General features: G+C 66.5%; 25 protein-coding genes and 2 tRNA genes. 17 read left to right on the top strand and 10 right to left on the bottom strand.

Going from position 1 to position 25,676, the window contains the following annotated elements; genetic code table 11:
* Positions 1–6: 6 nt before the first annotated feature.
* Together J3476_RS18665 and pepN are read right to left on the bottom strand one after the other, a co-directional pair.
* Entirely contained in the window at positions 7–363 is a 357-nt protein-coding gene (locus J3476_RS18665) for an HNH endonuclease (RefSeq protein WP_207067884.1), read from the bottom strand.
* 128 nt (positions 364–491) lie between these two features.
* Positions 492–3,077 (bottom strand): aminopeptidase N, encoded by a 2,586-nt coding sequence (gene pepN, locus J3476_RS18660; protein ID WP_207067883.1) that lies wholly within the window; start codon positions 3,075–3,077, stop codon positions 492–494.
* Between the two features lie 111 nt (positions 3,078–3,188).
* Here pepN and J3476_RS18655 point away from each other — a divergent pair, with 111 nt between their 5' ends.
* From J3476_RS18655 to J3476_RS18630, 6 genes are all read left to right on the top strand, one after another.
* The gene (locus tag J3476_RS18655) at positions 3,189–3,806 is read left to right on the top strand and encodes a DsbA family protein (protein ID WP_207067899.1); all 618 of its coding nucleotides are present in this window, start codon (positions 3,189–3,191) and stop codon (positions 3,804–3,806) included.
* A gap of 90 nt (positions 3,807–3,896) precedes the next feature.
* Positions 3,897–5,288: a cytosine permease gene (locus tag J3476_RS18650; protein ID WP_207067882.1), complete on the top strand. Its 1,392-nt coding sequence runs from the start codon at positions 3,897–3,899 to the stop codon at positions 5,286–5,288.
* Positions 5,285–5,728 (top strand): nucleoside deaminase, encoded by a 444-nt coding sequence (locus tag J3476_RS18645; RefSeq protein WP_207067881.1) that lies wholly within the window; start codon positions 5,285–5,287, stop codon positions 5,726–5,728. Before J3476_RS18650 ends, J3476_RS18645 begins: the two co-directional genes overlap by 4 nt.
* Positions 5,721–6,680 (top strand): isopenicillin N synthase family oxygenase, encoded by a 960-nt coding sequence (locus J3476_RS18640; RefSeq protein ID WP_207067880.1) that lies wholly within the window; start codon positions 5,721–5,723, stop codon positions 6,678–6,680. Before J3476_RS18645 ends, J3476_RS18640 begins: the two co-directional genes overlap by 8 nt.
* 114 nt (positions 6,681–6,794) lie before the next feature.
* Positions 6,795–7,268 carry a ribose-5-phosphate isomerase gene (locus J3476_RS18635; protein WP_207067879.1) on the top strand — a complete coding sequence of 158 codons (474 nt, stop codon included), beginning with the start codon at positions 6,795–6,797 and terminating at the stop codon, positions 7,266–7,268.
* A 23-nt stretch (positions 7,269–7,291) separates the two neighbouring features.
* Positions 7,292–8,104 carry an Fpg/Nei family DNA glycosylase gene (locus tag J3476_RS18630; protein ID WP_207067878.1) on the top strand — a complete coding sequence of 271 codons (813 nt, stop codon included), beginning with the start codon at positions 7,292–7,294 and terminating at the stop codon, positions 8,102–8,104.
* A gap of 10 nt (positions 8,105–8,114) precedes the next feature.
* On the opposite strand, the gene J3476_RS18625 is transcribed toward J3476_RS18630, so the two are convergent.
* Both J3476_RS18625 and J3476_RS18620 read right to left on the bottom strand, forming a co-directional pair.
* Positions 8,115–8,900 (bottom strand): DUF1542 domain-containing protein, encoded by a 786-nt coding sequence (locus J3476_RS18625; protein WP_207067877.1) that lies wholly within the window; start codon positions 8,898–8,900, stop codon positions 8,115–8,117.
* 563 nt (positions 8,901–9,463) lie between these two features.
* Positions 9,464–10,228: an acyl-[acyl-carrier-protein] thioesterase gene (locus J3476_RS18620; RefSeq protein WP_207067876.1), complete on the bottom strand. Its 765-nt coding sequence runs from the start codon at positions 10,226–10,228 to the stop codon at positions 9,464–9,466.
* 185 nt (positions 10,229–10,413) lie between these two features.
* Between J3476_RS18620 and J3476_RS18615 the strand changes: the two genes are divergently transcribed.
* Positions 10,414–10,899 (top strand): DUF4383 domain-containing protein, encoded by a 486-nt coding sequence (locus J3476_RS18615; RefSeq protein ID WP_207067875.1) that lies wholly within the window; start codon positions 10,414–10,416, stop codon positions 10,897–10,899.
* Between the two features lie 218 nt (positions 10,900–11,117).
* Entirely contained in the window at positions 11,118–12,623 is a 1,506-nt protein-coding gene (locus J3476_RS18610; protein ID WP_207067874.1) for an FAD-dependent oxidoreductase, read from the top strand.
* A gap of 3 nt (positions 12,624–12,626) precedes the next feature.
* Here the strand turns inward: J3476_RS18610 and ctaD are convergent, their stop codons facing one another.
* The gene (ctaD, locus tag J3476_RS18605; RefSeq protein ID WP_207067873.1) at positions 12,627–14,372 is read right to left on the bottom strand and encodes a cytochrome c oxidase subunit I; all 1,746 of its coding nucleotides are present in this window, start codon (positions 14,370–14,372) and stop codon (positions 12,627–12,629) included.
* A 199-nt stretch (positions 14,373–14,571) separates the two neighbouring features.
* Entirely contained in the window at positions 14,572–15,900 is a 1,329-nt protein-coding gene (locus tag J3476_RS18600) for a hypothetical protein (protein WP_207067872.1), read from the bottom strand.
* A 528-nt stretch (positions 15,901–16,428) separates the two neighbouring features.
* On the opposite strand from J3476_RS18600, the gene J3476_RS18595 reads away from it, so the two are divergent.
* The 3 genes from J3476_RS18595 to J3476_RS18585 all read left to right on the top strand — a co-directional run bounded on the left by J3476_RS18595 (position 16,429) and on the right by J3476_RS18585 (position 17,566).
* Complete coding sequence (locus tag J3476_RS18595; protein ID WP_207067871.1) at positions 16,429–16,788, top strand: hypothetical protein; 360 nt, start codon at positions 16,429–16,431, stop codon at positions 16,786–16,788.
* Complete coding sequence (locus tag J3476_RS18590; RefSeq protein WP_207067870.1) at positions 16,785–17,003, top strand: hypothetical protein; 219 nt, start codon at positions 16,785–16,787, stop codon at positions 17,001–17,003. The genes J3476_RS18595 and J3476_RS18590 overlap by 4 nt, the downstream gene beginning before the upstream one ends.
* A gap of 212 nt (positions 17,004–17,215) precedes the next feature.
* Positions 17,216–17,566 carry a hypothetical protein gene (locus tag J3476_RS18585; RefSeq protein WP_207067898.1) on the top strand — a complete coding sequence of 117 codons (351 nt, stop codon included), beginning with the start codon at positions 17,216–17,218 and terminating at the stop codon, positions 17,564–17,566.
* A 195-nt stretch (positions 17,567–17,761) separates the two neighbouring features.
* Here J3476_RS18585 and J3476_RS18580 read toward each other — a convergent pair.
* Positions 17,762–17,835 (bottom strand) — tRNA-Gly (locus tag J3476_RS18580).
* Positions 17,836–17,995: 160 nt separating this feature from the next.
* Here J3476_RS18580 and J3476_RS18575 point away from each other — a divergent pair.
* The 4 genes from J3476_RS18575 to clpP2 all read left to right on the top strand — a co-directional run bounded on the left by J3476_RS18575 (position 17,996) and on the right by clpP2 (position 20,947).
* A tRNA-Pro gene (locus tag J3476_RS18575) sits at positions 17,996–18,072 on the top strand.
* A 53-nt stretch (positions 18,073–18,125) separates the two neighbouring features.
* On the top strand, positions 18,126–19,577 hold the full coding sequence (tig, locus tag J3476_RS18570; RefSeq protein WP_207067869.1) for a trigger factor: 1,452 nt from the start codon (positions 18,126–18,128) through the stop codon (positions 19,575–19,577).
* 123 nt (positions 19,578–19,700) lie between these two features.
* Positions 19,701–20,285 carry an ATP-dependent Clp protease proteolytic subunit gene (locus J3476_RS18565; protein ID WP_173012233.1) on the top strand — a complete coding sequence of 195 codons (585 nt, stop codon included), beginning with the start codon at positions 19,701–19,703 and terminating at the stop codon, positions 20,283–20,285.
* Positions 20,282–20,947: an ATP-dependent CLP protease proteolytic subunit ClpP2 gene (gene clpP2 / locus J3476_RS18560; protein ID WP_152517863.1), complete on the top strand. Its 666-nt coding sequence runs from the start codon at positions 20,282–20,284 to the stop codon at positions 20,945–20,947. The genes J3476_RS18565 and clpP2 overlap by 4 nt, the downstream gene beginning before the upstream one ends.
* Positions 20,948–20,952: 5 nt before the next feature.
* Here clpP2 and J3476_RS18555 read toward each other — a convergent pair whose 3' ends face one another.
* The gene (locus tag J3476_RS18555) at positions 20,953–21,396 is read right to left on the bottom strand and encodes a TIGR03618 family F420-dependent PPOX class oxidoreductase (RefSeq protein ID WP_207067868.1); all 444 of its coding nucleotides are present in this window, start codon (positions 21,394–21,396) and stop codon (positions 20,953–20,955) included.
* A 104-nt stretch (positions 21,397–21,500) separates the two neighbouring features.
* On the opposite strand from J3476_RS18555, the gene J3476_RS18550 reads away from it, so the two are divergent.
* Together J3476_RS18550 and clpX are read left to right on the top strand one after the other, a co-directional pair.
* Complete coding sequence (locus J3476_RS18550; protein WP_207067867.1) at positions 21,501–21,797, top strand: hypothetical protein; 297 nt, start codon at positions 21,501–21,503, stop codon at positions 21,795–21,797.
* Between the two features lie 272 nt (positions 21,798–22,069).
* The gene (clpX, locus tag J3476_RS18545; RefSeq protein ID WP_207067866.1) at positions 22,070–23,350 is read left to right on the top strand and encodes an ATP-dependent Clp protease ATP-binding subunit ClpX; all 1,281 of its coding nucleotides are present in this window, start codon (positions 22,070–22,072) and stop codon (positions 23,348–23,350) included.
* Between the two features lie 109 nt (positions 23,351–23,459).
* Here the strand turns inward: clpX and fdhD are convergent, their stop codons facing one another.
* Together fdhD and J3476_RS18535 are read right to left on the bottom strand one after the other, a co-directional pair.
* On the bottom strand, positions 23,460–24,284 hold the full coding sequence (fdhD, locus tag J3476_RS18540; protein WP_207067865.1) for a formate dehydrogenase accessory sulfurtransferase FdhD: 825 nt from the start codon (positions 24,282–24,284) through the stop codon (positions 23,460–23,462).
* Positions 24,272–25,676, bottom strand: a 1,405-nt coding sequence (locus J3476_RS18535; RefSeq protein ID WP_286183326.1) for an FdhF/YdeP family oxidoreductase, incomplete at its 5' end; no start/stop codon positions are given. The genes J3476_RS18535 and fdhD, both read right to left, overlap by 13 nt.

The following is a 25,676-nucleotide window of genomic DNA, read 5'->3' as shown; positions in this document are numbered from 1 at the left end:
GCAGCGCTACTCCACAGACACCCGGGCCACCAGTTCCGCCCTGATCCGGACGTAGCGCTCCAGGAACAGCCGCTCGTCGAGGCGCTTGCGGCGTAGCCAGCCGGTCACCTCGTCGTTGCACTTGCTGGCGTTGCAGGCCGCGCAGGCGGGGACGACGTTGTCGACGGTGTAGCGCCCGCCGCGCGAAATCGCCATCACGCAGTCGCGCTGCAGGGCTGAGCCGGCCTTGCCGCAGTACGCGCAGCCGTTCCAGGCGGCCTTGATGGCGGCCCACTGGTCGTCGGTGAGGTCGTTGACGACGGCGGCCACCCGGCGCTTGCGCCGTCGTGCGGCTCGCGCCCGGCGGGTGTTGTTGGCCGGCATGGCGGGAGCATAAGCGCAGTCGTCACTGCCGAGAGCGCGTTGACGCACCGCCGCGCCCGGCGTGTCGCCGGGCAGACGCGGGCGCTCGCGGTGCCTTCCTCGCGGTGCCTTGCGGTCGCTCGCGGTGCCTATGTGACGTCGAACCCGCGGGCCCGCAGGGAGCGCTCGACGCCGGCCCGGCCTTCCAGGACCAGCCGGCGCAGCGCCGGCGGCACCTCGGGATCGGAGAGGAACGCATCGGCGGCGTCCAACGCCTCCTGGCTGATGTCCCACGACGGGTAGAGCCCGACCACCACGGTCTGGGCGACCTCGCTGGAGCGTCGCTCCCACACGCTGGAGATCGTGCCGAAATACCGGTCCCGGAACGGAGCGAGCAGGTCGGCCTGGCCAGGCTGCACGAGTCCGCCGATGATCGCGCGCGCGGTGATGTTGGCCAGCGTGTCGTCCTCGACCACCTGCTCCCACGCCGCTTGCTTGACCGCTTCCTGCGGCCGCGCCGCCGACGCCGCCGCCGCATGCCGGCGGCCCGCAGCGGTGCGGTCGGTCTCGGCCTCGGCGTCGATCATCGGGGTCTCGCTGCCGTCGGCGTCGATCTCCCCGGCGCGGGCCAGCGCGGTCACGATGCGCCAGCGCAGGTCGGTGTCGATGACCAAGCCGGCAAGGTTGACCGCGGCGGGCTCGTTGTCCAGCAGCGTCGCCAGCACCGCCACGTGGTTCGGTGAGAGCACCGAGGTGCACAGCGCATTGACGAAAGCCAGCTGATGGTCTGAGCCCGGCGCCGACTCGCGGGCCAGATCCAGCAGCGCGTCACCGAACGCGGGCCAGCCGTTCTCGGCCGCCCAGCCGGGGTCGGCGTAGGAGCCCAGCGCCGTCTGCGCCTGCAGAATGAGTCGTTGCGCGACACCGACTTCGGACTCGGCGTGCAGCCCGCTCATCACCAGCGTGACGAAATCACGGGCGCGCAGCTCGGCGTCGCGCGTCATCTCCCAGGCGGCCGACCACGCCAGTGTGCGCGGCAGCGGCTCGGCGATGTCGGCGATGCGCGTCAGCACCGTCTGCATCGACTCCGGGTCCAGGCGCAGCGAGCAATACGTCAGGTCGTCATCGTTGACCAGGATCATCTTGCCCCGCGAAATGCCCTGGAGGGCAGGCACATCGGTGGACGGTCCGTCGACGTCGAGCTCCTCGCGATGCACCCGGACCAACTTGCCCGACGCGTCCTCGTCGTAGATGCCGACGGCCAGCCGGTGCACCCGGGTCTCCCCGGCGCCCGGCTTGGCGCCGCCCTGAGCAACCGTGAAGCGGGTGAAGTTGCCGTCGCCGTCGACGTCGAAATCCGGTCGGATGGTGTTCAATCCGGTGGTCTTGAGCCACTGTCGGCCCCACCCCGACAGGTCGCGCCCCGACGACTTCTCCAACGCCCCCAACAGATCACCGAAGGTGGCGTTGCCGAACGCGTGGTCGCGGAAGTAGTCGCGCAATCCGGCCAGGAATGCCTCCAGGCCGACGTAGGCCACCAGCTGTTTGAGCACGCTGGCGCCCTTGGCGTAGGTGATGCCGTCGAAGTTGACCTCGACGGCGTGCAGGTCGGGGATGTCCGCCGCGACGGGGTGCGTCGAGGGCAGCTGGTCCTGGCGGTATGCCCACGACTTCTCGACGTTGGCGAACGTCGTCCACGCCTGGGTGTATTCGGTGGCCTCGGCCTGGCACAGCACCGAGGCGAAGGTCGCGAAAGACTCGTTGAGCCACAGATCGTCCCACCACGCCATCGTGACCAGGTCGCCGAACCACATGTGCGCCATCTCGTGCAGCACCGTCTCGGCGCGCCGCTCATAGGATGCGCGGGTCACCTTCGAGCGGAAGACGTAGTCCTCCAGGAACGTCACGGCGCCGGCATTCTCCATCGCGCCGGCGTTGAACTCGGGCACGAACAGCTGGTCGTACTTGCCGAACGCATAGGGCGTGCCGAAGTTGGCGTGGTAGAAGCCGAAGCCCTGCTTGGTCTCGGTGAAGAGCCGCTCGGCATCCATGTAGCCGGCCAACGACTTGCGGCAGAAGAGCCCCAGCGGGATGTCGCTGTGGTCATCGGAGTACACGTCGTCCCAGCGGGCGTAGGGCCCGGCGATCAGCGCCACCAGGTAGGTGCTCATGCGGGGAGTGGCCTTGAAGGTGTGCTTCTTGGCCGCCCCGTCGTCGGCGACCTCGAATGTCGCGCCATTGGAGATCACCTCCCAGTGCGCCGGCGCGGTGACCGTGACATCGAAGGCCGCTTTGAGGTCGGGCTGGTCGAAGCACGCGAACATCCGCTTCGCGTCGGCGGTTTCGAACTGTGAGTAGAGGTACACCTCGTCGTCGACCGGGTCGACGAAACGGTGCAGACCTTCGCCGGTGTTCGAGTAGCGGCAGTCCGCGTCGACGACCAGGACGTTGTGGGCGGCCAGCCCGGTCAGCGGGATGCCGGTGGATTCGTCATAACCCGAGACGTCGATGTCTGCGCCGTTGAGCGTCGCGCTGTGGATGGTCTCGGCGGCGAGGTCGATGTAGGTGTCGGCGCCGGCGAGCGCCTCGAACTCCACGGTGGTTGTCGAGCGGAAGGTCTTCTCGCCCGGCTTTCCGGCACCGTCGGTCAGGTCCAGGGAGATGCGGTAGCTGTCCACGGTGATGAGAGCGGCGCGCTCGGCTGCCTGGTCGCGGGTCAGATTGGGAAGGGCCACGCCCGTCAACACTAGCCTCAACCCGGGAAGAGCGGACGGCCCTCCTCGGTTATGCCGTACGGAAGTCTGTTCTGAAGCGTCACCACCGACGAGAGGACCGCAATGACCGATATGTCCGGGACGTCCGGCAAGTCCCGCGCCGATTTCTGGTTCGACCCGCTGTGCCCCTGGTGCTGGATCACCTCACGGTGGATCCTCGAGGTGGAGAAGGTTCGCGACATCGACGTGAACTTCCACGTCATGAGCCTGGCGGTGCTCAACGAAGGCCGCGACCTGCCCGAGGAATACCAGGAGATGATGAAGAAGGCCTGGGGCCCGGTTCGCGTCGCGATCGCCGCGGAGCAGGCCAAAGGGGCCGACGTGCTCGGACCGCTGTACACCGCCATGGGCACCCGCATCCACAATCAGGACAACAAGGACTTCGAGCAGGTCATCAAGGAGTCGCTGGACGAGGTCGGCCTGCCCGCCGAGCTCGCTGAAGCGGCGACCTCGGAGTTCTACGACAAGGACCTGCGCGACAGCCACCACGCCGGCATGGATGCCGTCGGGGAGGACGTGGGCACCCCGACGATCCACGTCAACGGGGTGGCGTTCTTCGGTCCTGTCCTCTCGCGCATCCCGCGCGGCGAAGAGGCAGGCAAGCTGTGGGACGCGTCGGTCACGTTCGCCGCCTACCCCCACTTCTGGGAGCTCAAGCGCACCCGCACCGAGCCCCCCACCTTCGACTGAGGGCCGGCCGTCGGGCGCGGCCGCTGCCCGATTGTTTCCGACAGGTTGACTCGACTTGCGCGGTGGCGGTTTCGGACTGACCGTTGTCCGGTGAGCTTGGCTGAGCCGACGACAGAAGGTACCTACGGCGACCGCGTTGTCGCGGTGGAGCCAGGCGGCAACGAACACATCGCCGAGGCGGACCGGCACGGCCGGCCGAGCCAGTTGTTCTGGACGTGGACGTCGCCGAACCTGGAGTTCGCGACCATCTTCGTCGGCATGCTGGCGGTGCTGGCCTTCGGTATGACGTTCTGGCAGGCGGTCGCCGGCATCGTGGTCGGGACCGGCCTGGGCGCCGTCGCGCATTTCCTGCTCTCCGCCCGCGGGCCGCTGCACGGGGTGCCCCAGATGGTCATGGCGCGTTTGGCTTTCGGGTTCAGAGGCAACGCGGTGCCCGCGGTGTTGATGTCGATCACCGCCGGGGTCGGGTGGTTCGCCACCAACAGCGTCAGCGGCGCTTTCGCTTTGTCGACGCTGTTCGGTTTCGCTCCGCTGGTCGGACTGGTCATCATCGTGGCTGCGCAGACGGTGTTGGCGTTCTTCGGGCACAACCTGGTTCAGGCGTTCGAGCGGTTCTCGTTCCCGGTGCTGGCGGTGATCTTCCTCGCAGCGTCGGTCGCCATCTTCGCGCATGCCGACCTCGGCAACGCTGCGCCCGCCGCCGACGGAGTGGGCGGGCTGGGCGGCTTCCTGCTCACCGTCGGCACCTCCTTCGGCTATGCGGCGGGGTGGACGCCGTACGCCGCTGATTTCACGCGTTACCTACCGGCGTCGGTGTCACCGCGCCGCACCGGGTTCTTCGCCGCGGCAGGGCTGTTCACGGCGTGTGTCGTGCTGGAGGTGGTCGGCGCGGCCTCGGTGACCACCGGTGCGGCATCGCTGGCAGACCCCACCGGGTCGTTCACCGCCGAGCTGGCCTCGCCGTTGGCCAAGGCGACGCTGTTGGCGATCGCCGTCGGCGCGATCGCGGCCAACGCGATCAACGTGTACTCCGGGGCCATGGCGTTCGTGACCATCGGCATCCGGCTGCCCGCGCATGTAGCCCGCGCGCTGGTGACTGTGTTCTTCGGGGTGGCGGGGTTCCTGGTGGCGTGGTGGGCGCTACCCGACGCCGCGCACAGCTATGAGGCGTTTCTGCTGATCATCGCGTACTGGGTCGGACCGTGGCTCGGGGTGGTGTTCGCCGACCAGTACCTGCGACGGGGCCAGCCGGTCGCTCACCTGCTCTATGACCGGTCCTACACCAACTGGGGAGGCCTGGCCGCGTTCGCCTTCGGGTTGGTGGCTTCCGTCGCGTTGTTCGCCAATCAGGAGAAGCTCGTCGGAGTGATCGCGGCCGCCGTGCCCCAACTCGGTGACATCACGTTCTTCGTCGGCTTCGTCTTGGCTGCGGCGGGCTACATTGTGCTGTGTCGCAAAAAGCTGGCAGTGCAGACGGAATGACCTCGCACACCCAGATGCTCGACGTCGCGGTCGAGGAGGCCCGGAAAGGATTGTCGGAGGGCGGCATCCCGATCGGTGCCGCGCTGTTCGCAGTCGACGGGACGCTGCTGGGCAGCGGCCACAACCGGCGGGTGCAGCTCGATGACCCGTCGCTGCACGCCGAGACCGACGCTTTCCGCAACGCGGGTCGCCAGCGCGGCTACCGCTCCACCATCATGGTGACCACCTTGTCGCCCTGCTGGTATTGCAGCGGGCTGGTGCGCCAGTTCAACATCGGGGCGGTGGTCATCGGTGAGAGCCGCACATTCACCGGTGGCCACGACTGGTTGGCCGAGCACGGCGTGGCGGTGACCGTGCTCGACGATGAGCGCTGCGCGACCATGATGCGGGAGTTCATCGCTGCAAACCCGGACCTGTGGGCGGAGGATATCGGTGAGTGATATTGCCACGGTGGACCTTTCCCGCTGGCGTAGCGGCGGGAGCAGTGCCGACGCGGTCGCCGCCGACGTCGACGCCGGCCTGCAGCGTGCGGGCTTCATCCTCGTCACCGGGCACGGCGTGGACCCGTCGCTGACCTCCGGGGTCCGAGAGGCCGCGCGGGAGTTCTTCGCTCTCGCCGAGGAGGTCAAGGCGGCGTATGCGGTGCGCGTCGGCGGGCACGGCTGGCTGGCGCCCGGCGCCGAGGCCAACGCCTACTCGGAGGGGACCGAGACACCTCCGGATTTGAAGGAGAGTTTCAGTCTGGGCGCCGAAACCGCGACCGGCGACGTGGACGTCGACCGGGTCTGGTTCGCGCCGAACGTGTGGCCGGCCGAGGTACCGCGCCTGCAGTCCCTGGTGACGAGGTACACCGCGGTGATGCGCGCGGTGTCCGACGACCTGCTGGCGCTGTTCTGCCATGCGCTGCAGCTTCCGGGCAACGTGTTCCGCGACCTGGCGAGCATGCCGACGTGGACGATGAACATCAATCACTACCCGCCGGTGAGTGTGGTGGGGGAGCCGCAACCGGGACAGTTCCGAATCGGTCCGCACACCGACTTCGGCACGGTGACGATCCTCGACCGTGAACCCGGCGCGGGCGGGCTCCAGGTGTATTCCGACACCGGTGGCTGGCAGGACGCGCCCTACGACCCGGCTGCGTTGACCGTCAACATCGGTGACCTGCTGGAGTACTGGAGTGGGCGGCGCTGGCCGTCAGGCCGGCATCGGGTGTTGCCGCCGCAACCGGATGCCCCCGAGGAGGATCTGGTTTCGTTGATCTACTTCTACGAGGCCAACCACGATGCGCTGATCACTCCGTTGGAGCCGCCGATCGGTCGCATCGCAGGCCTGCCGCCGGTCACGTCGGCCGACTTCATCAAAGAGCGTCTCGACGCCATCACGGTCGCCTAGCTCCGCGACCGCCGGCTGGGCGGCGCGCCGCCGTGCCGACACGTGCTCGCGGAGAAAGGTCGCTGTGCCGGTACGCGCGGTTGCGGAGCAGGGTGGGGCAGTAGGGTAAGCGCCATGCGCGTCTACCTCGGGGCGGACCACGCCGGATACGAGCTCAAGCAGGCCATCATCGAGCACTTGAGGGCGACGGGTCACGAGCCCGTCGACTGCGGAGCGTTCAGCTACGACGCCGACGACGACTACCCGGCCTTCTGCATCGCGGCCGCGGAGAAGACCGTCGCCGATCCAGGCAGTCTGGGCATCGTGCTCGGCGGTTCGGGCAATGGTGAGCAGATCGCCGCGAACAAGGTGCCGGGCGCCCGCTGCGCACTGGCGTGGAGCACCGAGACCGCGTCGCTGGCGCGGGAGCACAACAACGCCCAACTCATCGGCATCGGCGGGCGCATGCACACCACCGAGGAAGCGCTCGCGATCGTCGACGCGTTTCTGGGCGCCGAGTGGTCGGAGGCGCCCCGCCATCAGCGCCGCATCGACATTCTCGCCGACTATGAGAAGACACACCTCGCGCCACCGGTCCCCGGCGCGTGATTTCCTAACACTGTTTCGGCTTCATGCCCGAAGGTCATACGCTGCATCGGCTGGCTCGCCAGCACCAACGCCGGTATGGGCGCAAGCCGGTCACGGTGACGAGCCCGCAGGGCCGCTTCGTCGAGGGCGCAGCGTCGGTCAGCGGCCGCTCGTTCGCCAAGGCCAGCGCCTGGGGTAAGCACCTGTTCCATCATTACGACGGCGGCCGCATCGTGCATGTGCACCTCGGTCTCTACGGCGCGTTCACCGAATGGCCGGTGCCCGCCAACGGGATCGAGCCCGAGGCGGTCGGGCAGGTGCGGATGCGGATCATCGGCGCCGACTACGGCACCGATCTGCGCGGACCGACGGTCTGCGAGGTGATCGAGGAGCCGGATATCGCGGACGTGGTCGCCAAGTTGGGCCCCGATCCATTGCGCAGTGATGCCGACCCGGAATTGGCGTGGCGACGGATCAGCAAGTCCCGCAGGAGCATCGGTGCTCTGCTGATGGACCAGACGGTCATCGCGGGCGTCGGCAATGTGTATCGCAGCGAGCTGCTGTTTCGCCATCGCATAGACCCGATGAGGCCCGGCACCACCATCAGCGCGACCGAATTCGACGCCATGTGGACCGATCTGGTCGCTCTGATGAAGATCGGCGTGCGCCGCGGGAAGATCGTCGTCGTGCGCGCCGAGCACGACCTCGGTGCACCGTCCTACCGCAAGGGACGCCCACGGACCTACGTCTACCGGCGGGCCGGTGATCCGTGTCGGGTGTGCGGTGATGCCATTCGGACCACCGAGCTCGAGGGCCGAAACCTGTTCTGGTGTCCCACCTGCCAGGGCACTGGATGAGCGAGCTCGCTCAGAACTCGAACCCGCCGAAATCGCCACCGCCGAAGTCTCCGCCGCCGCCCCAGTCGCCGCCGCCGAAGTCCCCGCCGTCGCCACCGTCGAAACCGCCGTCCTGACCGGCCGCCATGCCGTCCTGGAAGCCTTCGCCGTAGCCGTTCTCGAACCCCTGCGCGCCGTAGCCCACGCCGGCCATGCCGGAGAACAAGCTGCTGAACAGAAGTGCAGATCCCACGCCCCAGGCTCCGGCGACCAGCGCCGGCTTCCACCACGGCTCCGAATACCAACCCGCGGGCACGGGACGTCCGGCCACCCGACCGCCGGGGTAGTAGTTCGGTGTGCGCTCCGAGGGTGCGGGTGAGGCCTCGATCTCACGGCCCTCGAAGGCGATGCGGCGATCCTCGGTGACGGTGCCGGCCGTGCGCTGGCCCGACAGCGACTCGAGCTCCGGTCCGGGATCCATCCCCATCGCAGTTCGCGCGGCCCGCACGTAGTAGAGGCCCTCCATCGCGCTTTCTTTCGCCAGTTGGGCCTGGCGGGGCGTGGTGGCCTGCTCCATCTGTGACGACGCCGCGGTGTACCGCTCGGATGCGTCGGCAAGTGCCTGCTTGGCGGCGCCATCGGTGGCGGAGAGGGCGAACACCTGACCGCCGAGCCGTTCGATGACGCGGCGGGCGTCGGCCTGGGCGTCAGCCAGCGAGGTGGCGGTGCGCCGGCTCGACGCCTTCGACGACGCATAGACCGCAACACCGATCGCAGCCACGACCAACAAGATCAAGATGAGCAGGGCGCCTTCCATGGCACTCAGCGTACCGACAGAAACCGGTCCGCTCTGGTGCGTGAGCTGCGATTTCAGTGATGTGCGCGCAGAGCTGAACCGACGCCACGGCGGTAGCGCACAGTTTAATAGTGCACAAGATAACTGTATTCACACTTTTCGGTGCATTTTGGGTTGCGACACAACCGAGTCATCGACTTTCCAATGCTCTGAACTGCAGCTTCGGGGCGCATGTGTCATCAGGGAGAGTTTGCCACCAGCTGATGGTACTTTGCCAAATCTGTAAGAAGTCACACATTTCGCGGCTGCGGTTATTGCCATCGGCGTCAACCGTCGTTATGGTGGAGTTCGCTGTTCACGCCTAGAGCACAATGAAGCCGGAGACGTTCATGACTTACATCATTCTGATTGGCGCGCTGTTGGCCGTGGCAGTGCTGTTCATGGCCATGGATGAGAAGTCGTACTGAGCGCTACGAAGCAGTTTCAGTTATGTATCTGTGATTTGCTCGATGTTGACGTGCGTGACTGACCCGCCCAGGTCTGCATGCCGGTCGAGCGCGGTCGGCGCTACGCGAATCGGGTAGTCACAACTTTCGGAGCAGCGCCGCCGCTCGGACCTCGTCCTCGACAGTCAATGCGATCTCCATGTCGGCCGTGGCCGCGGAGCCCCGCCGGGTCCAGCGGAGGGTCACATCCTCGCCGTACTTGATCGGACGGCGGTACTCGATCACTGCCCGGTATGGGGGATCGACGACATCAGGCGCCAGCGGCGCCAACTCGTGAATTGCGTGCCAGTACGCGGTATTGGTGACGTGTTCGAACAGGTCGATATCGGTGCGCCGCAGAGGAAACGGCATCGTGTCGTCGGTCTGGGCCGGGTTCTGCAGCCACGGTCGCCACTTGAGCCGGTGCTCGTCGGTGGTGGATCCGAACCGTTCCAACAGAGTATCGGTAGCCCGCTGCGGGGTCAGGGTCTTCGCGTTCATCGCTATCCAGAAACCCTCGGTCTCGATGTGACCGCCGTCGCTGCCGTCCAGGTCGACGCGCATCGTGCACCACCGTGTCGACAACGCCGAACACCACCGGCTGAACGACACCTCGTTGGGGAACTTCACCGGTTCGATCACATCGATCACCGTGCGCTGCACAAGCCAGTGGGGATGCTGCTCGGCCTCGCCGGCGTCCACCAGGTTCTCCGCACCCACTTCTTGCAGGTATCTGGCCACCGAATCGAGCCTGAGCTCGAGATCGGCGCCGATGTCACCGGTGGCCACCCGCCACGCCGTCCGGTAGACGTAGCCGTCCGTGGGCGGCGGGCTCAGCCGATGGTCGACGTCGTTCATGGGCATGAGGCGAAAGCCTACGGTCTGGCGCGTCCAGCGCCGCTCTGAGGTCCGGACGCGATTGCCACAACATATCCATGCTGCGAAAACCTGTGCAGGAGGCGTTTTTGTGGACTCAGCCCGGGTAGCACTGTGCGGGCCGGATACGACCGGCCCACAGACATTGGCCCACCTTGAGGAGGTACCTGATCATGGTCAATTCTTCGACCACCGGGCGTCGCGGTCTGGCGATCAACACGCCTGTGCAGATGACCGCATTCATTTTCGGCGTGGTTTTCCTGCTCGTCGGAATCGCCGGCTTCATTCCCGGTATCACCACCAACTACGGCGACATGTCCTTCGCCGGGCACCACCCGCCCAGCGCGCTGCTGCTCGGAATTTTCGCCGTCTCGGTACTGCACAACATCGTGCATCTGCTGTTCGGCATCGCCGGACTCGCGCTGGCGCGCAGCTTCAACACCGCCCGGATATACCTGGTGGGCGGCGGTGTGGTGTACGCCGTGCTGTGGCTGTACGGGCTCATCATCAACTTGAACAGCGACGCGAACTTCGTGCCGCTGAACACCGCCGACAACTGGCTGCACCTGGTCCTGGCGGTTCTGATGATCGGTCTCGGTGTCGTCTTCGGCCGAAAGGCTGCGACGACCACTGAGACCGGGACGCCGCCGAGCGCGTGACGCTCACATGATTCCGGCGCCGGCCGGCCGCGGAACACGGTTCCTCGGCCGGCCGGCAGCTTTCGTGCGCGGGTCAGAGCGAGACGGTGTTCGGTCGCGCTCGAGTCACCCGTCGACGCGTCGTTACTCCCGGGACGCAGCCGGACGTTCGTGTATCGGCCCACCCGCTGTGAAAGCCCGGCTCGTTTGGTGTTTGTACCCGGGGGTACTGCGAGGCCATGACTTCTTTGTGGTTGGCCGATCGTCTTGACGAGTCGTCGCCGACACGATTGGCCGAAGACCAGCGCTCGGCGGACGTCGTCGTGGTCGGCGCCGGATTGACCGGTCTGATCACGGCAGTGCTGTTGGCCCGCGCAGGCAAGGATGTCCTGGTGCTCGAGGCGCTGACGGTCGGTGCGGGCGCCACCGGCAACACCACCGCGAAGATCAGTCTGCTACAGCACACCAAGCTGTCCAAGATCGTCGGCAAGCACGGCCCGAAGGTCGGGCGCCAGTACGTCGAAGGCAACCGCGAGGGCATGGAATGGCTGGTGCAGCGCTGCGCCGAGCACGGATTGTCCGTGCAGCGCGAAGACGCGCTCACCTACGCGCAGTCCGCGCAGGGTGTTTCGTCGGCGCGCGAGGAACTCGAGGCGTGCCGGGCGGCCGGACTCGACGTGGACTGGGTCGACGACGCCGACGTGCCGTTCCCCTTTCATGGCGGCGTCCGCTTGCGCGACCAGGCGCAATTCGATCCGATGCCGTTGCTGGACAGCCTGATCGTCGAGCTCGAGGAACACGGCGGTCGGCTGGCGCAGGGTGTGCGGGTGCAGAAGGTGACCGGTCGCGGACAGGGACTGGCGATGCACGTGCGCACCGCCGCCGCAGACGAGTTCGAGGTCTCCGCCGATCAGTGCGTGCTGGCCACCGGCATCCCGATCCTCGACCGAGGCGGCTTCTTCGCCCGGCTCAAACCGCAGCGCTCGTACTGTCTGGCCTACCAGGTGCCCGGGGACATCACCCGAGGCATGTACATCTCCGCCGACTCGCCGACCCGCTCGCTGCGATACGCACCCACCGCCGCCGGTGACCGGTTGATCGTCGGCGGCGCGGGTCATCTGGTGGGACAGCAGAAGGGCCCGGCGTCGTCGGTGCAGGAACTCGACTCGTGGGCCAAGCTGCACTTTCCGGGGGCGGTTCAGACGCACTTCTGGTCGGCGCAGGACTACAGCCCGATCGACGAATTGCCCTACGTCGGCCCCATCCTGCCCGGTAACGACGAGATCTTCGTGGCAACGGGATTCGACAAGTGGGGCATGACGAACGGCACCGCCGCCGCCTTGGCGTTGACCAGCCGTATCCTCGGCGGGCGGATGGACTGGGCGCAGGCGTTTGCGAGCTGGAGCCCGCACGAACTGTCCGGCATCCCGAAGGCCATGCAGATCAACGCCGAGGTCGGGCTGTACATGGCTCGAGGATGGGTCACGCCGGTGACCAGAATCGGCAACCGAACCCCCGACAATGGGGGCGTGGTCAGTGGGCCGCCGTGGAACATGGAGGCGCGCAGCGTCGTCGACGGCGTCGAGCACCGGGTATCACCGGTGTGCCCACACCTCGGCGGCATCGTCAACTGGAACGACGCCGACCAGGCCTGGGAGTGCCCGCTGCACGGATCCCGGTTCGCGCCCGACGGAACGTTGCTCGAAGGCCCGGCGACCCGGGACCTCAGCGGCGCCCCTGACTGAGCCTCAGCTGCGGACGTTCTCGCTCTCGACCCGGGTGACGTCGCCCCCGCCGGGGCCGTGGGAGCGGCCGATGTAGGCCTCGCGGCGCATGCGCTCGACCATGTGCGGATAGTGCAACTCGAACGCGGGACGCTCCGAACGGATGCGCGGGAGCTCGGTGAAGTTGTGCCGCGGTGGTGGGCAGCTGGTGGCCCACTCCAGCGAGTTGCCGTAACCCCATGGGTCGTCGACGGTCACCGGCTCGCCGTAACGCCAGCTCTTGAAGACGTTCCAGACGAACGGCAGCATCGAGGCGCCCAGGATGAACGCGCCGATGGTCGACACGATGTTCAGCGCGGTGAACCCGTCGCTGGGCAGGTAGTCGGCGTAGCGGCGCGGCATGCCCTCATTACCCAACCAGTGTTGCACCAGGAACGTGGTGTGGAAGCCGATGAAGGTCAGCCAGAAGTGCAGCTTGCCCAGCCGCTCGTCGAGCAGCCGGCCGGTCATCTTCGGGAACCAGAAGTAGATGCCCGCGTAGGTGGCGAACACGATCGTGCCGAACAACACGTAGTGGAAATGGGCCACCACGAAATAGGTGTCATGGACGTGGAAGTCCAGCGGCGGGCTGGCCAGCAGCACACCCGACAGGCCACCGAGCAGGAACGTGGCGATGAAGCCGATCGCGAACAACATCGGGGTCTCGAACGTCAACTGGCCCTTCCACATCGTGCCGATCCAGTTGAAGAACTTGATGCCGGTGGGCACCGCGATCAGGAACGTCATGAACGAGAAGAACGGCAGCAGCACCGCACCGGTCGCGAACATGTGATGCGCCCACACCGCCATGGACAACGCAGCGATGCTGACCGTGGCATACACCAGTGTGGTGTAGCCGAAGATCGGCTTACGGCTGAACACCGGGAAGATCTCGCTGACGATGCCGAAGAAGGGCAACGCGATGACGTACACCTCGGGGTGGCCGAAGAACCAGAACAGGTGCTGCCACAACAACACTCCGCCGTTGGCCGGGTCGTAGACGTGGGCGCCCAGCACCCGGTCGGCGGCCAGGCCGAACAACGCCGCAGTCAGCAGCGGAAAGATCAGCAGCACCAGGATCGAGGTCACCAGGATGTTCCAGGTGAAGATCGGCATCCGGAACATCGTCATACCCGGCGCGCGCATGCACACCACCGTGGTGATCATGTTGACCGCACCCAGGATCGTTCCCAACCCGCCCACGCCGAGGCCCAGAATCCACAGGTTCGCCCCCGCGCCGGGGGAATGGATCGAGTCCGTCAGCGGCGAGTACGCCGTCCAGCCGAAGTCCGCTGCCCCGCCGGGGGTGATGAACCCGCTCAGCGCGATCAACGCACCGAACAGGAACAGCCAGAACGAGAACGCGTTGAGCCGCGGGAACGCCACGTCCGGCGCGCCGATCTGCAGCGGCAGCACCAGATTCGCGAAGCCGAACACGATCGGGGTGGCGTAGAACAGCAGCATCGCGGTGCCGTGCATGGTGAACAGCTGGTTGTACTGCTCGTTGGACAGGAACTGCAGACCAGGGGAGACCAACTCGGTGCGGATGAACAGCGCCATCAATCCGCCGATGAGAAAGAACGCGAAGCACGCGACCACGTACATGATGCCGATCAGCTTGTGATCGGTCGTGGTGATCAGCTTGTAGATCAGATTGCCCTTGGGGCCGAGACGGGGTGGAAAGGGGCGGCGGGCTTTCAGCTCCAGTAGCGCGGGCGCCTCGGCGGTCATCGACATCCCCCAGCAATCGAAATCGAGATCGGTGCGATGGTTCAGTTCACGGCGCAGCCGGTCGGCAAGGCTAGGGGCGAAAGTCCCTAGATCGCGCCGCTCGCGTCCGTCCGCGATGCCACGCCTGTGCCATCGCGAAAAGGCGGCGGCCCTCCCGACGGAGAGCCGCCGCCGGCGGACACGATTGACGGATCAGCAGCTACTCGCTGTCACCGCTGTCGGACGTATCGGAACCCGTATCGCGGGAGGCTTTGTCGCTCTTCTCGGATTCGTGTGGCCGTTCACGGTCGTCGTTGTCGTCCGAATCGTGGTCGGGTGACGCTTCCGCCTCGTCGTCCGAAGCCTCGTCGTCTGCCGCCTCGTCGTCTGCCGCCTCGTCGTCCACCGACTCTGCGTCCGAACTGTCAGGATCGGCCTCTTCGCCGTCCGGCTGTGCGCCTTCTCCGACACCTCCGACACCTTCGACGGAGTCGGGCGCCTCTGCCTCTTCCGAAGTCGCGTCGTCAGTGCTGTTGCTCGAACCGTCGTCGCTGATCGCGTCGATGTCCGCGATGTGTACCTCTGGAGCTTGGGCGTCGGACGATTCATCGTCGACGGTGGCCTCGCCGGGACTCGCCTGCTCGAAGGTCACGCGATCGGGATTCGGGCCCTCCAGAGCAGGCGTGTCGGCTGCATCAGCGACAGGCGTCTCCTCGTCGCCCATTTCCTCGCCTGCCGTGGTGTCGCTCTGGTCATCGGGCTCGGCGTCGGCGGGGCTCTCGCTGTTTTCCTGGAGCGCCACGATTGTGTCGATGACGTAGTGCACGACCCCCGCATAAGCGCCTTGGGCGTCATCGTCGTCGAACGGATACCCGTAGAACCAGGCTGTCACCAGACCGGAGGCGAACGAGTCCTCTCCGAAGACGGCGTCACTGAGCGCCAGCGTCGTGTAGGCGACGACGGCCTGCGGGCCGCCGTCGAAGTATTCGCCCAGGATCTGGGAGGGAATCGAGTCTTCACCGAAGATGGCGTCGCTGAGGGCAAGTGACACGTAGGCCACGACGGCGCTCGGCCCACCCGTGACATAGAGCTCGAGCAGTTCCCGCGGCAGCGATCCGTCGCCGAGGAGGTCGTCAGCGGCCGCGAACCCATCCGGCGCGTCGACAGCCGACATGGCAGCGGCCCGTTGGTCGGCTGAGGATGCGGATACCGCAGCGATGAGGTGCAGGCCCTCGCTGAGTTGCGCAGGGTCGGCCGGCGGCGTTGCGGCCGAGGGGAACTGGGTGTATGCGGCGGACAGCTGTACCGCGGTTTCGGATACGACACCCTTGTCGCGTTCGGAGAGGGGCGGCGGTGTCACGGTCGTCGCCAGCAGGGTGGTGGTTGTTACGGCGGCAATGCCTGCCCACAGCGGTTGACGAATGCCCATCGGTTTGTACTCCTCAGAGTGTTCCGGTTCGATGCGGGCAGCGTATAGCAAATATGATCTTGGTGCGCGACGAGATCGCTGCAGAAGTCTGCCGGCGGCAAACTGCGACGAAAGGTTCATCGCGAGTTTACGAAAAATGCTTTTTAACAGCATGATTCGTGCGGATTGATTCGCCTTGTGGTGCCTTCACGTCGGAACGAACATCTGCTCGACCATGCCAAACAGCGGCTGCAGCGCATTAATAGCAAATTGAAATATCGGGTCAGCGCGGCCAGGCGGGGCCAGTGCGACGCGCGCTTGTACGTGTCCGTGATGGTGCGGCAATCCGGATCGGCACCGTTGCGCGGGGAACCTCGTCGAGGCGTGAGTTGCACTGTCGGAGTCGCAACTCGTATGTCGGCGAAGTGGGTCAAAGGTATGTCGAGCAGTCGGTGCAGTCCACGATTTGTCGTGCATCACACCGAACGACTCGTCCATGTCGTGGATCACACGCCTATGGCCTGCTCGATGTCGATTCACTGACCTTCGGCTGCCGATACCGGAGAGGCCAGTCGGCCACCTCGCCCATCGACGCGTGGTCGATAGCGTAGAGGCATGGCGCCGGGGAAGCCCCGAATGTGTGCGGGACGCGCGTGGACTCTGCTTGCCGTGGCGCTCGGATATTCCGCAGTCGCCGTGGCCGGCTCGCCCTGGACGCTCTACAGTGCCGTGTTCACCGCGATCCCCGGGATCGCATTTCTTGGGTACGCGCTGCGCCGAGGATGGCACCGACGCCGCGCCGACCGGACACCCGTGCGGCTTGGCCGGATCGGCAGACGGGGTCTGGCGGTGTGGGCGGTGTTGTTCGCCGCGCTCGCGGTGTGGATCTTGTCCGTCCATTTCAGTTCGCCTCGGCCGTCCTATCCCACGTTGAGCTATCTGATGAACGGGTGGTTCGAGAACTACGCCGTTCGTGTGGGCGGGTTCACGGCCTGGCTCGGGCTCGGCTGGTGGCTGGTGCGGCGATGAACCTGGCTCCGGATTCGCCCACCCTGATCCTGGCGATCTGGGCGGTGGCCTTCGTCGTGCTGGCGTTGTGGCAGATGATCTGTCTGCTGCATCCGCGGTTGCCGTCGTTGACCGTGGTCGTCGATGTGCTGTTCCAATGGCGGATCCTGCGCTGGCTGCTGCTGGCCGGGTGGTTCTGGTGGGGCTGGCACGTCTGGGTTCGCGGGGGCTGGTGAAGTCCGCAACTGGCCCCGCATCTGCGGAGCCGACTGTTGCTGTCAATTTGCTGGGAGTCACCTTCAGCGTTGCTGGCACCCGGCTTGAGCAGGGCTTTTGATGATATGACCCTCGCTGGTTCAGTGTGCAGAATCTGAGGCCCGGCGCTAGCATTTAGTTCCCTGCACAACTTCATGAGGATCGACGTCCTCCCTACAAAAGGGGAATGCTGATGGCTGGTCACGCCAGAGCTACCACTCGCAGTTCCACCAAACTGGGTCTGCTCGCCGTGGGCTCATTCGCCGCCGTGGCGGCGGCCATCGGATTCGGCAGCGGCACCGCCAACGCCGACGTCGACGAGGTCGGCCCCAGCCCCAACATCACGGCGTCGCAGACGCAGAACTCCGTCATCCGCATCAATGACTTCGGTGTGGCGCGCGGCATCTCCGAGACGCGTCTTGCCGACGCCGGCGTCGTCAACGCGCAGGGCGAGGTTCGCGACACCGTCCGCGCCGTGGTCGGCAGCACCGCATCCGCGTACGAGGGCGAGTATCCGGTCGGCCCGCCCATCGGCGATTGGTGATCTGACCCGAGACTTTCACTGCCGCCCCTGCTTTCCCCGGGGGCGGCAGTGTTTTTTGCACGTGCGGCCGGGGGCCGGTGTTGCGACGTGAGCGCGCACTGATCGCCGTCGACCGTCCCGCGCCGGTACGGCGCGGCCGGGTGGCGCTGGTAATTCGGCGCCGACACGGTCAGCCGAGTAACGCCGTGGCGCTCGTGGAGCGGGCGACGGGAATCGAACCCGCGTAGCTAGTTTGGAAGACTAGGGCTCTACCATTGAGCTACGCCCGCATGTGCTGCCTGTGCAGGCAGTACCGGCCAAATGTACCGGTCCGGCCCGGCGCAAATCCAATCGGCTCGGCCGGTGGTCGGTCCGTTGTCGTCGAGCAGCGGTGACCACGTAGTATCGCCGGTGGTCTGACGCTGCGCGCATGCGCGATGCCGCGACGACCGGGGTGTAGCGCAGCTTGGTAGCGCATCCGCTTTGGGAGCGGAAGGCCGCAGGTTCAAATCCTGTCACCCCGACCAGCACGTCACCCCCGCGAACGAACGATCACGAACATCAATAGAGGAGTACGAACGTGAAGAGCACCGTCGAGAAGTTGAGCCCGACCAGGGTTCGCATCAACGTGGAGGTGCCCTTCACAGAGCTCGAGCCCGAGATCGACAAGGCCTTCAAGCAGCTTGCCAAGCAGATCCGGCTGCCCGGCTTCCGTCCCGGCAAGGCCCCCCGCAAGCTGCTGGAAGCCCGCGTCGGGCGCGGCGCGGTGCTCGAGCAGGTCGTCAACGATGCGCTACCCGGCCGCTACAGCGAGGCCATCACCGCCGAGTCGCTGCAGCCCCTGGGCCAGCCTGAGATCGAGATCACCAAGCTCGAGGACAACGAGGAGCTGGTGTTCACCGCCGAGGTCGACATCCGCCCCGAGATCGACCTGCCGGACTTCTCCGCGCTGACCCTGACCGTCGACGCCATCGAGATCAACGACGAGGACGTCAACGCCGAGCTGGAGTCGCTGCAGAAGCGTTTCGGCACCCTGACCGGCGTCGAGCGGGCCGCCGAGACCGGCGACTTCGTCTCGATCGACCTGTCGGCCACCGTCAACGGCGAGGACGTCCCCGAGGCCAACACCGAGGGGTTGTCCCACGAGGTCGGTTCGGGTCAGCTGATCGACGGTCTGGACGAGGCGATCGTCGGACTCAAGGAGGGCGAGAGCCGGGTCTTCACCACCACGCTGGTCGCGGGCGCGCATGCCGGCCAGGAGGCGCAGGTGACCGTCACCGTGAAGTCGGTCAAGACCCGCGAGCTGCCCGAACTCGACGACGACTTCGCCCAGCTGGCCAGCGAGTTCGACACCATCGACGAGCTGCGCGAGGACCTGCGCGAGAAGGTCGCCCAGGTCAAGCGGGTGCAGCAGGCCGAGCAGATCCGGGACAAGGCCATCGAGCAGCTGCTCGAACAGGTCGAGGTGCCGCTGCCGGAGAAAGTGGTCCAGGCCCAGGTCGACGACACGCTGCACAACGCCATCCACGGCGTGGACCACGACGAGGAGAAGTTCGCCGAGCAGCTCGCCGAGCAGGGCAGCAGCCGCGAGGAATTCGACGCCGACAACCGCAGCAATGCCGAGAAGGCGATCAAGACCCAGCTGTTGATGGATGCCATCGCCGACAAGCTGGAGATCCAGGTCGGACAGAACGATCTGACCGAGCGGCTGGTGCTGATGTCGCGTCAGTACGGCATCGAGCCCCAGCAGCTGTTGCAGATGTTGCAGCAGAACAACCAGCTGCCCGCGATGTTCGCCGATGTGCGTCGCGGACTGACTGTTGCCGCGGTGGTGCACGGCGCGACCGTCACCGACACCGAGGGCAACACGATCGACACCACCGAGTTCTTCGGCCCGTCCGATGAGCAGGCCGCGGCCGCCGGTGGCGAGGACGAGGCCTCTGGTGACGACGCCGAGGAAGCAGTCGAGCAAGCAGCGGAGACCCCGCAGGAATCAGCCGAGGCTGCTGCGGAGGACGACGACAGCAAGTGATGCTCTGAGCGAACGCGCGCAGTCTGGGGACTCCCCGGCGGCGCGCGTTGGTTAGTGTCGTCCGTAAGACCGGTCACCGCGTCGGAAGTACATATAGAAAGCAGGTATCCAGTCGTGACTGATATGCGTGGCGCGCCGCAGGGACTCACGCTCCAGGACTCGGTCTACGAGCGGTTGCTCGCCGAGCGCATCATTTTCCTGGGCTCGCAGGTGGACGACGACATCGCCAACCGGCTGTGCGCACAGATCCTCTTGTTGGCCGCCGAAGACCCCACCAAGGACATCCACCTCTACATCAACTCGCCGGGCGGCTCGATCAGCGCCGGCATGGCGATCTACGACACCATGGTGCTGGCGCCGTGCGACGTTGCGACGTACGCGATGGGAATGGCCGCCTCGATGGGTGAGTTCCTGTTGGCGGCGGGCACCAAGGGCAAGCGCTATGCGCTGCCGCACGCGCGGATCCTGATGCACCAGCCCCTGGGCGGCATCACCGGTGGCGCGGCGGACATCGCGATCCAGGCCGAGCAGTTCGCCTCGATCAAGAAGGAGATGTTCCGGCTGAACGCGGAGTTCACCGGGCAGACCATCGAGCGCATCGAGGCAGACTCCGACCGCGACCGCTGGTTCACCGCGCAGGAAGCCCTCGAATACGGCTTCGTCGACCACATCATCACCAGCGTCAACTTCAACGGAGCGAACTCATGACCGATCCTCGACTGAGCACTCCTCACGGCACCGCAGGCCAGCAGCCGCAGGCCCGCTACATCCTGCCGTCGTTCATCGAGCACTCGAGCTTCGGCGTCAAGGAGTCCAACCCGTACAACAAGCTGTTCGAGGAACGCATCATCTTCCTCGGTGTGCAGGTGGACGACGCCTCGGCCAACGACATCATGGCCCAGTTGCTGGTGCTCGAGTCGCTGGATCCCGACCGCGACATCACGATGTACATCAACTCCCCGGGCGGGTCGTTCACCAGCCTGATGGCGATCTACGACACCATGCAGTACGTGCGCGCCGACATCCAGACGGTGTGCCTGGGCCAGGCCGCTTCGGCCGCGGCGGTGCTGCTGGCCGCCGGAACACCGGGCAAGCGCCTGGCGCTGCCCAACGCCCGCGTGCTGATCCACCAGCCCGCGCTCGGCGGCGTCATCCAGGGGCAGTTCTCGGACCTGGAGATCCAGGCCGCCGAGATCGAGCGGATGCGCACCCTGATGGAGACCACGCTCGCGCGGCACACCGGCAAGGATCCGGAGACGATCCGCAAGGACACCGACCGCGACAAGATCCTGACCGCTGAGGCGGCCAAGGAGTACGGCATCATCGACACGGTCCTGGAGTACCGGAAGCTGTCGGCGCAGACCGCCTGACCGCCTCAGCCGTTGCTGTAGATCCGGGCCGGTGTGATCAGCACGGCCGCGCGCCGCTGCTCGCGCATCGTGCGGTCGTAGGCGTCCCAGTCGTCGTGGGTGCCGCCCGCGGCGGTGAACACGTCGCGCAGCAACTGGGCCAGCGCGTCGGGCCGGTCCACCCAGGGCTGCTCGTCGTCCGGTCCGGCCACGTCGGCCCGGCCCTCCACGGTGGCCCACTGCCAGCCCCGCCGGAACGTCACGGTGATCTGGGGACGAGCCCGCAGATTGGCCAGTTTGACCCGCCCGTAGGTGACGAAGCCGAGCACCTGGGCGCCGGTGCCGGGGTGAAGCAGGGGACCGGCGTTGACGAGCGTCGACTGGATCGTGTGGTCGGCCCGCAGAGTCGACACCACGGCCAGCCCGTTGTCGTCGCGCGCCAAGGCAAATGCGTCGTCGAGGGTGGTCATGGTCGCAGGCTACGTCAGCCCAATGCCGCCGAAAACGGGCCGGCACGGTCCGCGCGTGGCAGGCTGTCAACCGCTGATATTGACGGCGGCGAAGGGTGGATGCGGTGGGGATTCGGCGGAGGACGATCGGAGTCGCCGCGGCGGCGGTCGCAGGTTCGTTGCTGCAGCTGGGTGCACCGGCGCCGGGGTATGCGCAGGAGCCGGTCTGCCCGGCGGGGATGTACTGGGACGTGATCACCAACCAGTGCCTGTACTACGACGTCAACGTCTACCTCGATCCCAACCCCGTGGTGGGGCCGTTGGGCCCGGTCGGGGTCGGGGGAGTCGTGGGTCCGGTCGGTCCCGGCCCGGTGGGTCCCGGCCCGGTGGGCCCAGGTCCGGTCGGCCCGGGCCGGCGGTAGAACACCCCGCCGTGCACGGCAGGTACGTTGGAATCGGTGACTACGGCGGGTTACAGCAGCGACACGCCAGAGACACGGTGGTGTGTTCCGTAGCCATCCGGAGCGCATCAGGGGATATGTTGGCGCAACCACATACGAATACCACCGGCGCGATTCGGCTTTATCGGTCGCACAGCCGGTGAACAAGCGGGTAGCGTCGGGTTCATTCCCGGTGTGACCACCGAAGCAACTGATCACGACTGCCGAATAGTAGGAAGTGGGACCCCAACACCATGGCACGCATTGGAGACGGCGGTGACCTGCTGAAGTGCTCGTTCTGTGGCAAGAGCCAGAAGCAGGTGAAGAAACTCATCGCCGGACCAGGCGTGTACATCTGTGACGAGTGCATCGATCTGTGCAACGAGATCATCGAAGAGGAGCTCGCCGACGCCGACGACGTCAAGCTCGACGAGCTGCCCAAGCCCGCGGAGATCCGCGAGTTCCTCGAGGGCTACGTCATCGGTCAGGACACCGCCAAGCGCACCCTCGCCGTCGCGGTCTACAACCACTACAAGCGCATCCAGGCCGGGGAGAAGACCCGCGACTCGCGCGCCGAGACCGTCGAGCTGGCCAAGTCCAACATCCTCATGCTCGGTCCGACCGGATGCGGCAAGACCTACCTGGCCCAGACGCTGGCCAAGATGCTCAACGTCCCGTTCGCCATCGCCGACGCCACCGCGCTGACCGAAGCCGGCTATGTCGGCGAGGACGTCGAGAACATCCTGCTCAAGCTCATCCAGGCAGCCGACTACGACGTCAAGCGCGCCGAGACGGGCATCATCTACATCGACGAGGTCGACAAGATCGCCCGCAAGAGCGAGAACCCGTCGATCACCCGCGACGTCTCGGGCGAGGGCGTGCAGCAGGCGCTGCTGAAGATCCTGGAAGGCACCCAGGCCTCGGTGCCCCCGCAGGGCGGCCGCAAGCACCCCCACCAGGAGTTCATCCAGATCGACACCACCAACGTGCTGTTCATCGTGGCCGGTGCGTTCGCAGGCCTGGAGAAGATCGTCTCCGACCGCGTCGGCAAACGCGGACTGGGTTTCGGCGCCGAGGTGCACTCCAAGGCCGAGATCGACACCCAGGACCACTTCGCCGAGGTCATGCCGGAAGACCTGATCAAGTTCGGTCTGATCCCCGAGTTCATCGGCCGCCTGCCCGTCGTCGCGTCGGTCACCAACCTGGACAAGGACTCGCTCGTGCAGATCCTGTCCCAGCCGAAGAACGCACTGGTGAAGCAGTACACCAGGCTCTTCGACATGGACGGCGTGGAGCTCGAGTTCACCGCCGACGCCCTGGAGGCCATCGCCGATCAGGCCATCCACCGCGGCACCGGGGCGCGTGGTCTGCGCGCCATCATGGAAGAAGTGCTGCTGCCGGTGATGTACGACATCCCCAGCCGTGACGACGTGGCCAAGGTCGTCGTCACCAAGGAGACCGTCGAGGACAACGTCCTGCCGACGATCGTGCCGCGCAAGCCGTCGCGCAACGAGCGCCGCGACAAGAGCGCCTAGTCCTGCCGCGCGAAAGCGCGCCCAGTCCTGTCACACACGAAAATGCGCTGAGGGTCGTGCAGTGCGCCGACTGACGACCGTCAGCGCATTTTCGCGGTAAGCGACTAAGTCAGCCGGTCACCCGGTCGGGCCGCGTGTAGATGTTCATCGACGTTCCGCGCAGGAACGCCACCAGCGTGATGCCGGACTGGCTGGCCAGATCCACCGCCAGCGACGACGGCGCCGACACCGCCGCCAGGATCGGGATACCGGCCATCACCGCCTTCTGTGTCAGCTCGAACGACGCTCGACCACTGACCAGCAGCACCGTGCCGCCCAGCGGGATGCGACGCTGCTCGAGGGCCCACCCGATGACCTTGTCCACTGCGTTGTGTCTGCCGATGTCCTCACGCACCACCAGCAGAGCACCGTCGGCGGCGAACAGTGCGGCGCCGTGCAGCCCGCCGGTGGCGGCGAACACCTTCTGCTGTTCACGCAGTTTGCCCGGTAGCCGCGACAAGGTGTCGGCAGTGACGGTGCTCGGGTCGTCGCCGGGGCCGTGCTTGCTGACCAACCGCACCGCCTCCAGGGACGCCTTGCCGCACACGCCGCACGACGATGTCGTGTAGAAGTTGCGGGTGGGGTCCACATCCGGGGCGGGAACCTCCGGCGCCAAGGTGACATCGAGGACGTTGTAGCTGTTGACCCCGTCCACATCGGCACCGCGGCAGTAGCGCACGGCCACGATGTCGTCGCGCTCGGCCACGATGCCCTCGGTGAGCAGAAAGCCTTGCGCCAGTTCGATGTCGGCGCCCGGGGTGCGCATCGTGACGGTCACCGGCGCACCGTTGACCCGGATCTCGAGGGGCTCCTCGACCACCAGCGTCTCCGGCCGTGCGACCGCGTCGCCGGCCGTCACGTGCTGAACGCGACGCCGCGCGGTCACCCTGCCCATGGTCGACGCTCCAGTCGGATGACGACCGCCTTGGACACCGGGGTGTTCGACTTGGCCGCCGTGTGATCAAGGGGCACCAGGGGATTGGTTTCGGGGTAGTAGGCCGCCGCGTTGCCGACCGGCGTCGAGTAGGACACCACTGCGAAGTCGTCGGCGCGGCGCTCCTGGGTGCGTCCGTCGGCGTCGGTGAACTCGGAGATCAGGTCGACGCGGTCACCGTCGGCCAGGCCCAACGCCTCGAGGTCGGCGGGGTTGACGAACACCACCCGTCGACCGCCCTTGACGCCGCGGTAGCGGTCGTCAAGCCCGTAGATGGTGGTGTTGTACTGATCGTGGCTGCGCAGCGTCTGAAGCACCAGCCGCCCGGGTGGCACCGGAACCCATTCGATCGGATAGGTGCTGAAGTTCGCCTTGCCCGTGGTGGTGGGGAAGTCGCGCGAGTCGCGCGGCGGGTGAGGAAGCTGAAATCCGTCGGGTGCGCGCACTTTGCGGTTGTAGTCCGCGCAGCCGGGGACCACCGCGGCGATGGCGTCGCGGATGGTGTCGTAGTCGGCGTTGAACCGCTCCCACGGCACCGGGTGCCCGGGCCCGAGCAGGGTCCGGGCAAGCTGGCAGACGATGGACACCTCGCTGCGCACCTGATCGCTCGGCGGGTGCAGGCTGCCGCGGGACAGATGCACCATCGACATCGAGTCCTCGACCGACACCTGCTGTTTGCCGCCCGCCTGGACGTCACGGTCGGTGCGGCCCAGGGACGGCAGGATCACGGCGGTGCGGCCGTGCACCAGATGGCTACGGTTCAGCTTGGTCGACACCTGCACCGTCAGTGCGCACTTGCGTAGGGCGGCTTCGGTCACCGGGGTGTCCGGGGTCGCCGAGGCGAAGTTGCCGCCCATCGCCATGAAGACCTTGGCCTTGCCGTCGCGCATGGCCCGGATCGCATCCACGGTGTCGAGCCCGTGGTCGCGCGGACTGCTGATGCCGAACCGGTCGTCCAGCGCGGTGAGAAAGGTCTCGGGCATCTTCTCCCAGATACCCATGGTGCGGTCACCCTGAACGTTGGAGTGTCCGCGTACCGGGCACAGGCCCGCGCCCGGTTTGCCGATCATGCCGCGCATCAACAGCACGTTGGAGATCTCGGAGATGGTGGGCACCGCGTGCTTGTGTTGGGTCAGCCCCATCGCCCAGCACACCACGATGCGTTGGGCGCCGGCCATCATGGCCGCGACACGGTCCAGCTGCACCCGGTCGATGCCGGTTGCCTCCGCCACCTCGGTCAGGTCCACCGCCCGGGTGCGGCGCTCGTAGTCGGTGAAGCCCGCCGAGTGCGCGGCGACGAAATCGCGGTCGACCACCGTGCCGGGGGCGCGATCGTCGGCTTCGAGCAGCAGC

Source organism: Mycobacterium sp. PO1, assembly GCF_017312405.1.
Lineage (GTDB): Bacteria > Actinomycetota > Actinomycetes > Mycobacteriales > Mycobacteriaceae > Mycobacterium.
Note: the sequence above shows the minus strand (reverse complement) of the source record. Positions and strands in the feature narration are given on the sequence as shown.

Excerpts from the sequence above, each read along its gene's own strand:
- J3476_RS18665 (WP_207067884.1), bottom strand. The coding sequence starts at position 363 with ATGCCGGCCAACAACACCCGCCGGGCGCGAGCCGCACGACGGCGCAAG.
- J3476_RS18655 (WP_207067899.1), top strand. The coding sequence starts at position 3,189 with ATGTCCGGGACGTCCGGCAAGTCCCGCGCCGATTTCTGGTTCGACCCG.
- J3476_RS18645 (WP_207067881.1), top strand. The coding sequence starts at position 5,285 with ATGACCTCGCACACCCAGATGCTCGACGTCGCGGTCGAGGAGGCCCGG.
- J3476_RS18635 (WP_207067879.1), top strand. The coding sequence starts at position 6,795 with ATGCGCGTCTACCTCGGGGCGGACCACGCCGGATACGAGCTCAAGCAG.
- J3476_RS18630 (WP_207067878.1), top strand. The coding sequence starts at position 7,292 with ATGCCCGAAGGTCATACGCTGCATCGGCTGGCTCGCCAGCACCAACGC.
- J3476_RS18625 (WP_207067877.1), bottom strand. The coding sequence starts at position 8,900 with ATGGAAGGCGCCCTGCTCATCTTGATCTTGTTGGTCGTGGCTGCGATC.
- J3476_RS18620 (WP_207067876.1), bottom strand. The coding sequence starts at position 10,228 with ATGCCCATGAACGACGTCGACCATCGGCTGAGCCCGCCGCCCACGGAC.
- J3476_RS18615 (WP_207067875.1), top strand. The coding sequence starts at position 10,414 with ATGGTCAATTCTTCGACCACCGGGCGTCGCGGTCTGGCGATCAACACG.
- J3476_RS18610 (WP_207067874.1), top strand. The coding sequence starts at position 11,118 with ATGACTTCTTTGTGGTTGGCCGATCGTCTTGACGAGTCGTCGCCGACA.
- ctaD (WP_207067873.1), bottom strand. The coding sequence starts at position 14,372 with ATGACCGCCGAGGCGCCCGCGCTACTGGAGCTGAAAGCCCGCCGCCCC.
- J3476_RS18600 (WP_207067872.1), bottom strand. The coding sequence starts at position 15,900 with ATGAACCTTTCGTCGCAGTTTGCCGCCGGCAGACTTCTGCAGCGATCT.
- J3476_RS18590 (WP_207067870.1), top strand. The coding sequence starts at position 16,785 with ATGAACCTGGCTCCGGATTCGCCCACCCTGATCCTGGCGATCTGGGCG.
- J3476_RS18585 (WP_207067898.1), top strand. The coding sequence starts at position 17,216 with ATGGCTGGTCACGCCAGAGCTACCACTCGCAGTTCCACCAAACTGGGT.
- J3476_RS18565 (WP_173012233.1), top strand. The coding sequence starts at position 19,701 with ATGCGTGGCGCGCCGCAGGGACTCACGCTCCAGGACTCGGTCTACGAG.
- clpP2 (WP_152517863.1), top strand. The coding sequence starts at position 20,282 with ATGACCGATCCTCGACTGAGCACTCCTCACGGCACCGCAGGCCAGCAG.
- J3476_RS18555 (WP_207067868.1), bottom strand. The coding sequence starts at position 21,396 with ATGACCACCCTCGACGACGCATTTGCCTTGGCGCGCGACGACAACGGG.
- clpX (WP_207067866.1), top strand. The coding sequence starts at position 22,070 with ATGGCACGCATTGGAGACGGCGGTGACCTGCTGAAGTGCTCGTTCTGT.
- fdhD (WP_207067865.1), bottom strand. The coding sequence starts at position 24,284 with ATGGGCAGGGTGACCGCGCGGCGTCGCGTTCAGCACGTGACGGCCGGC.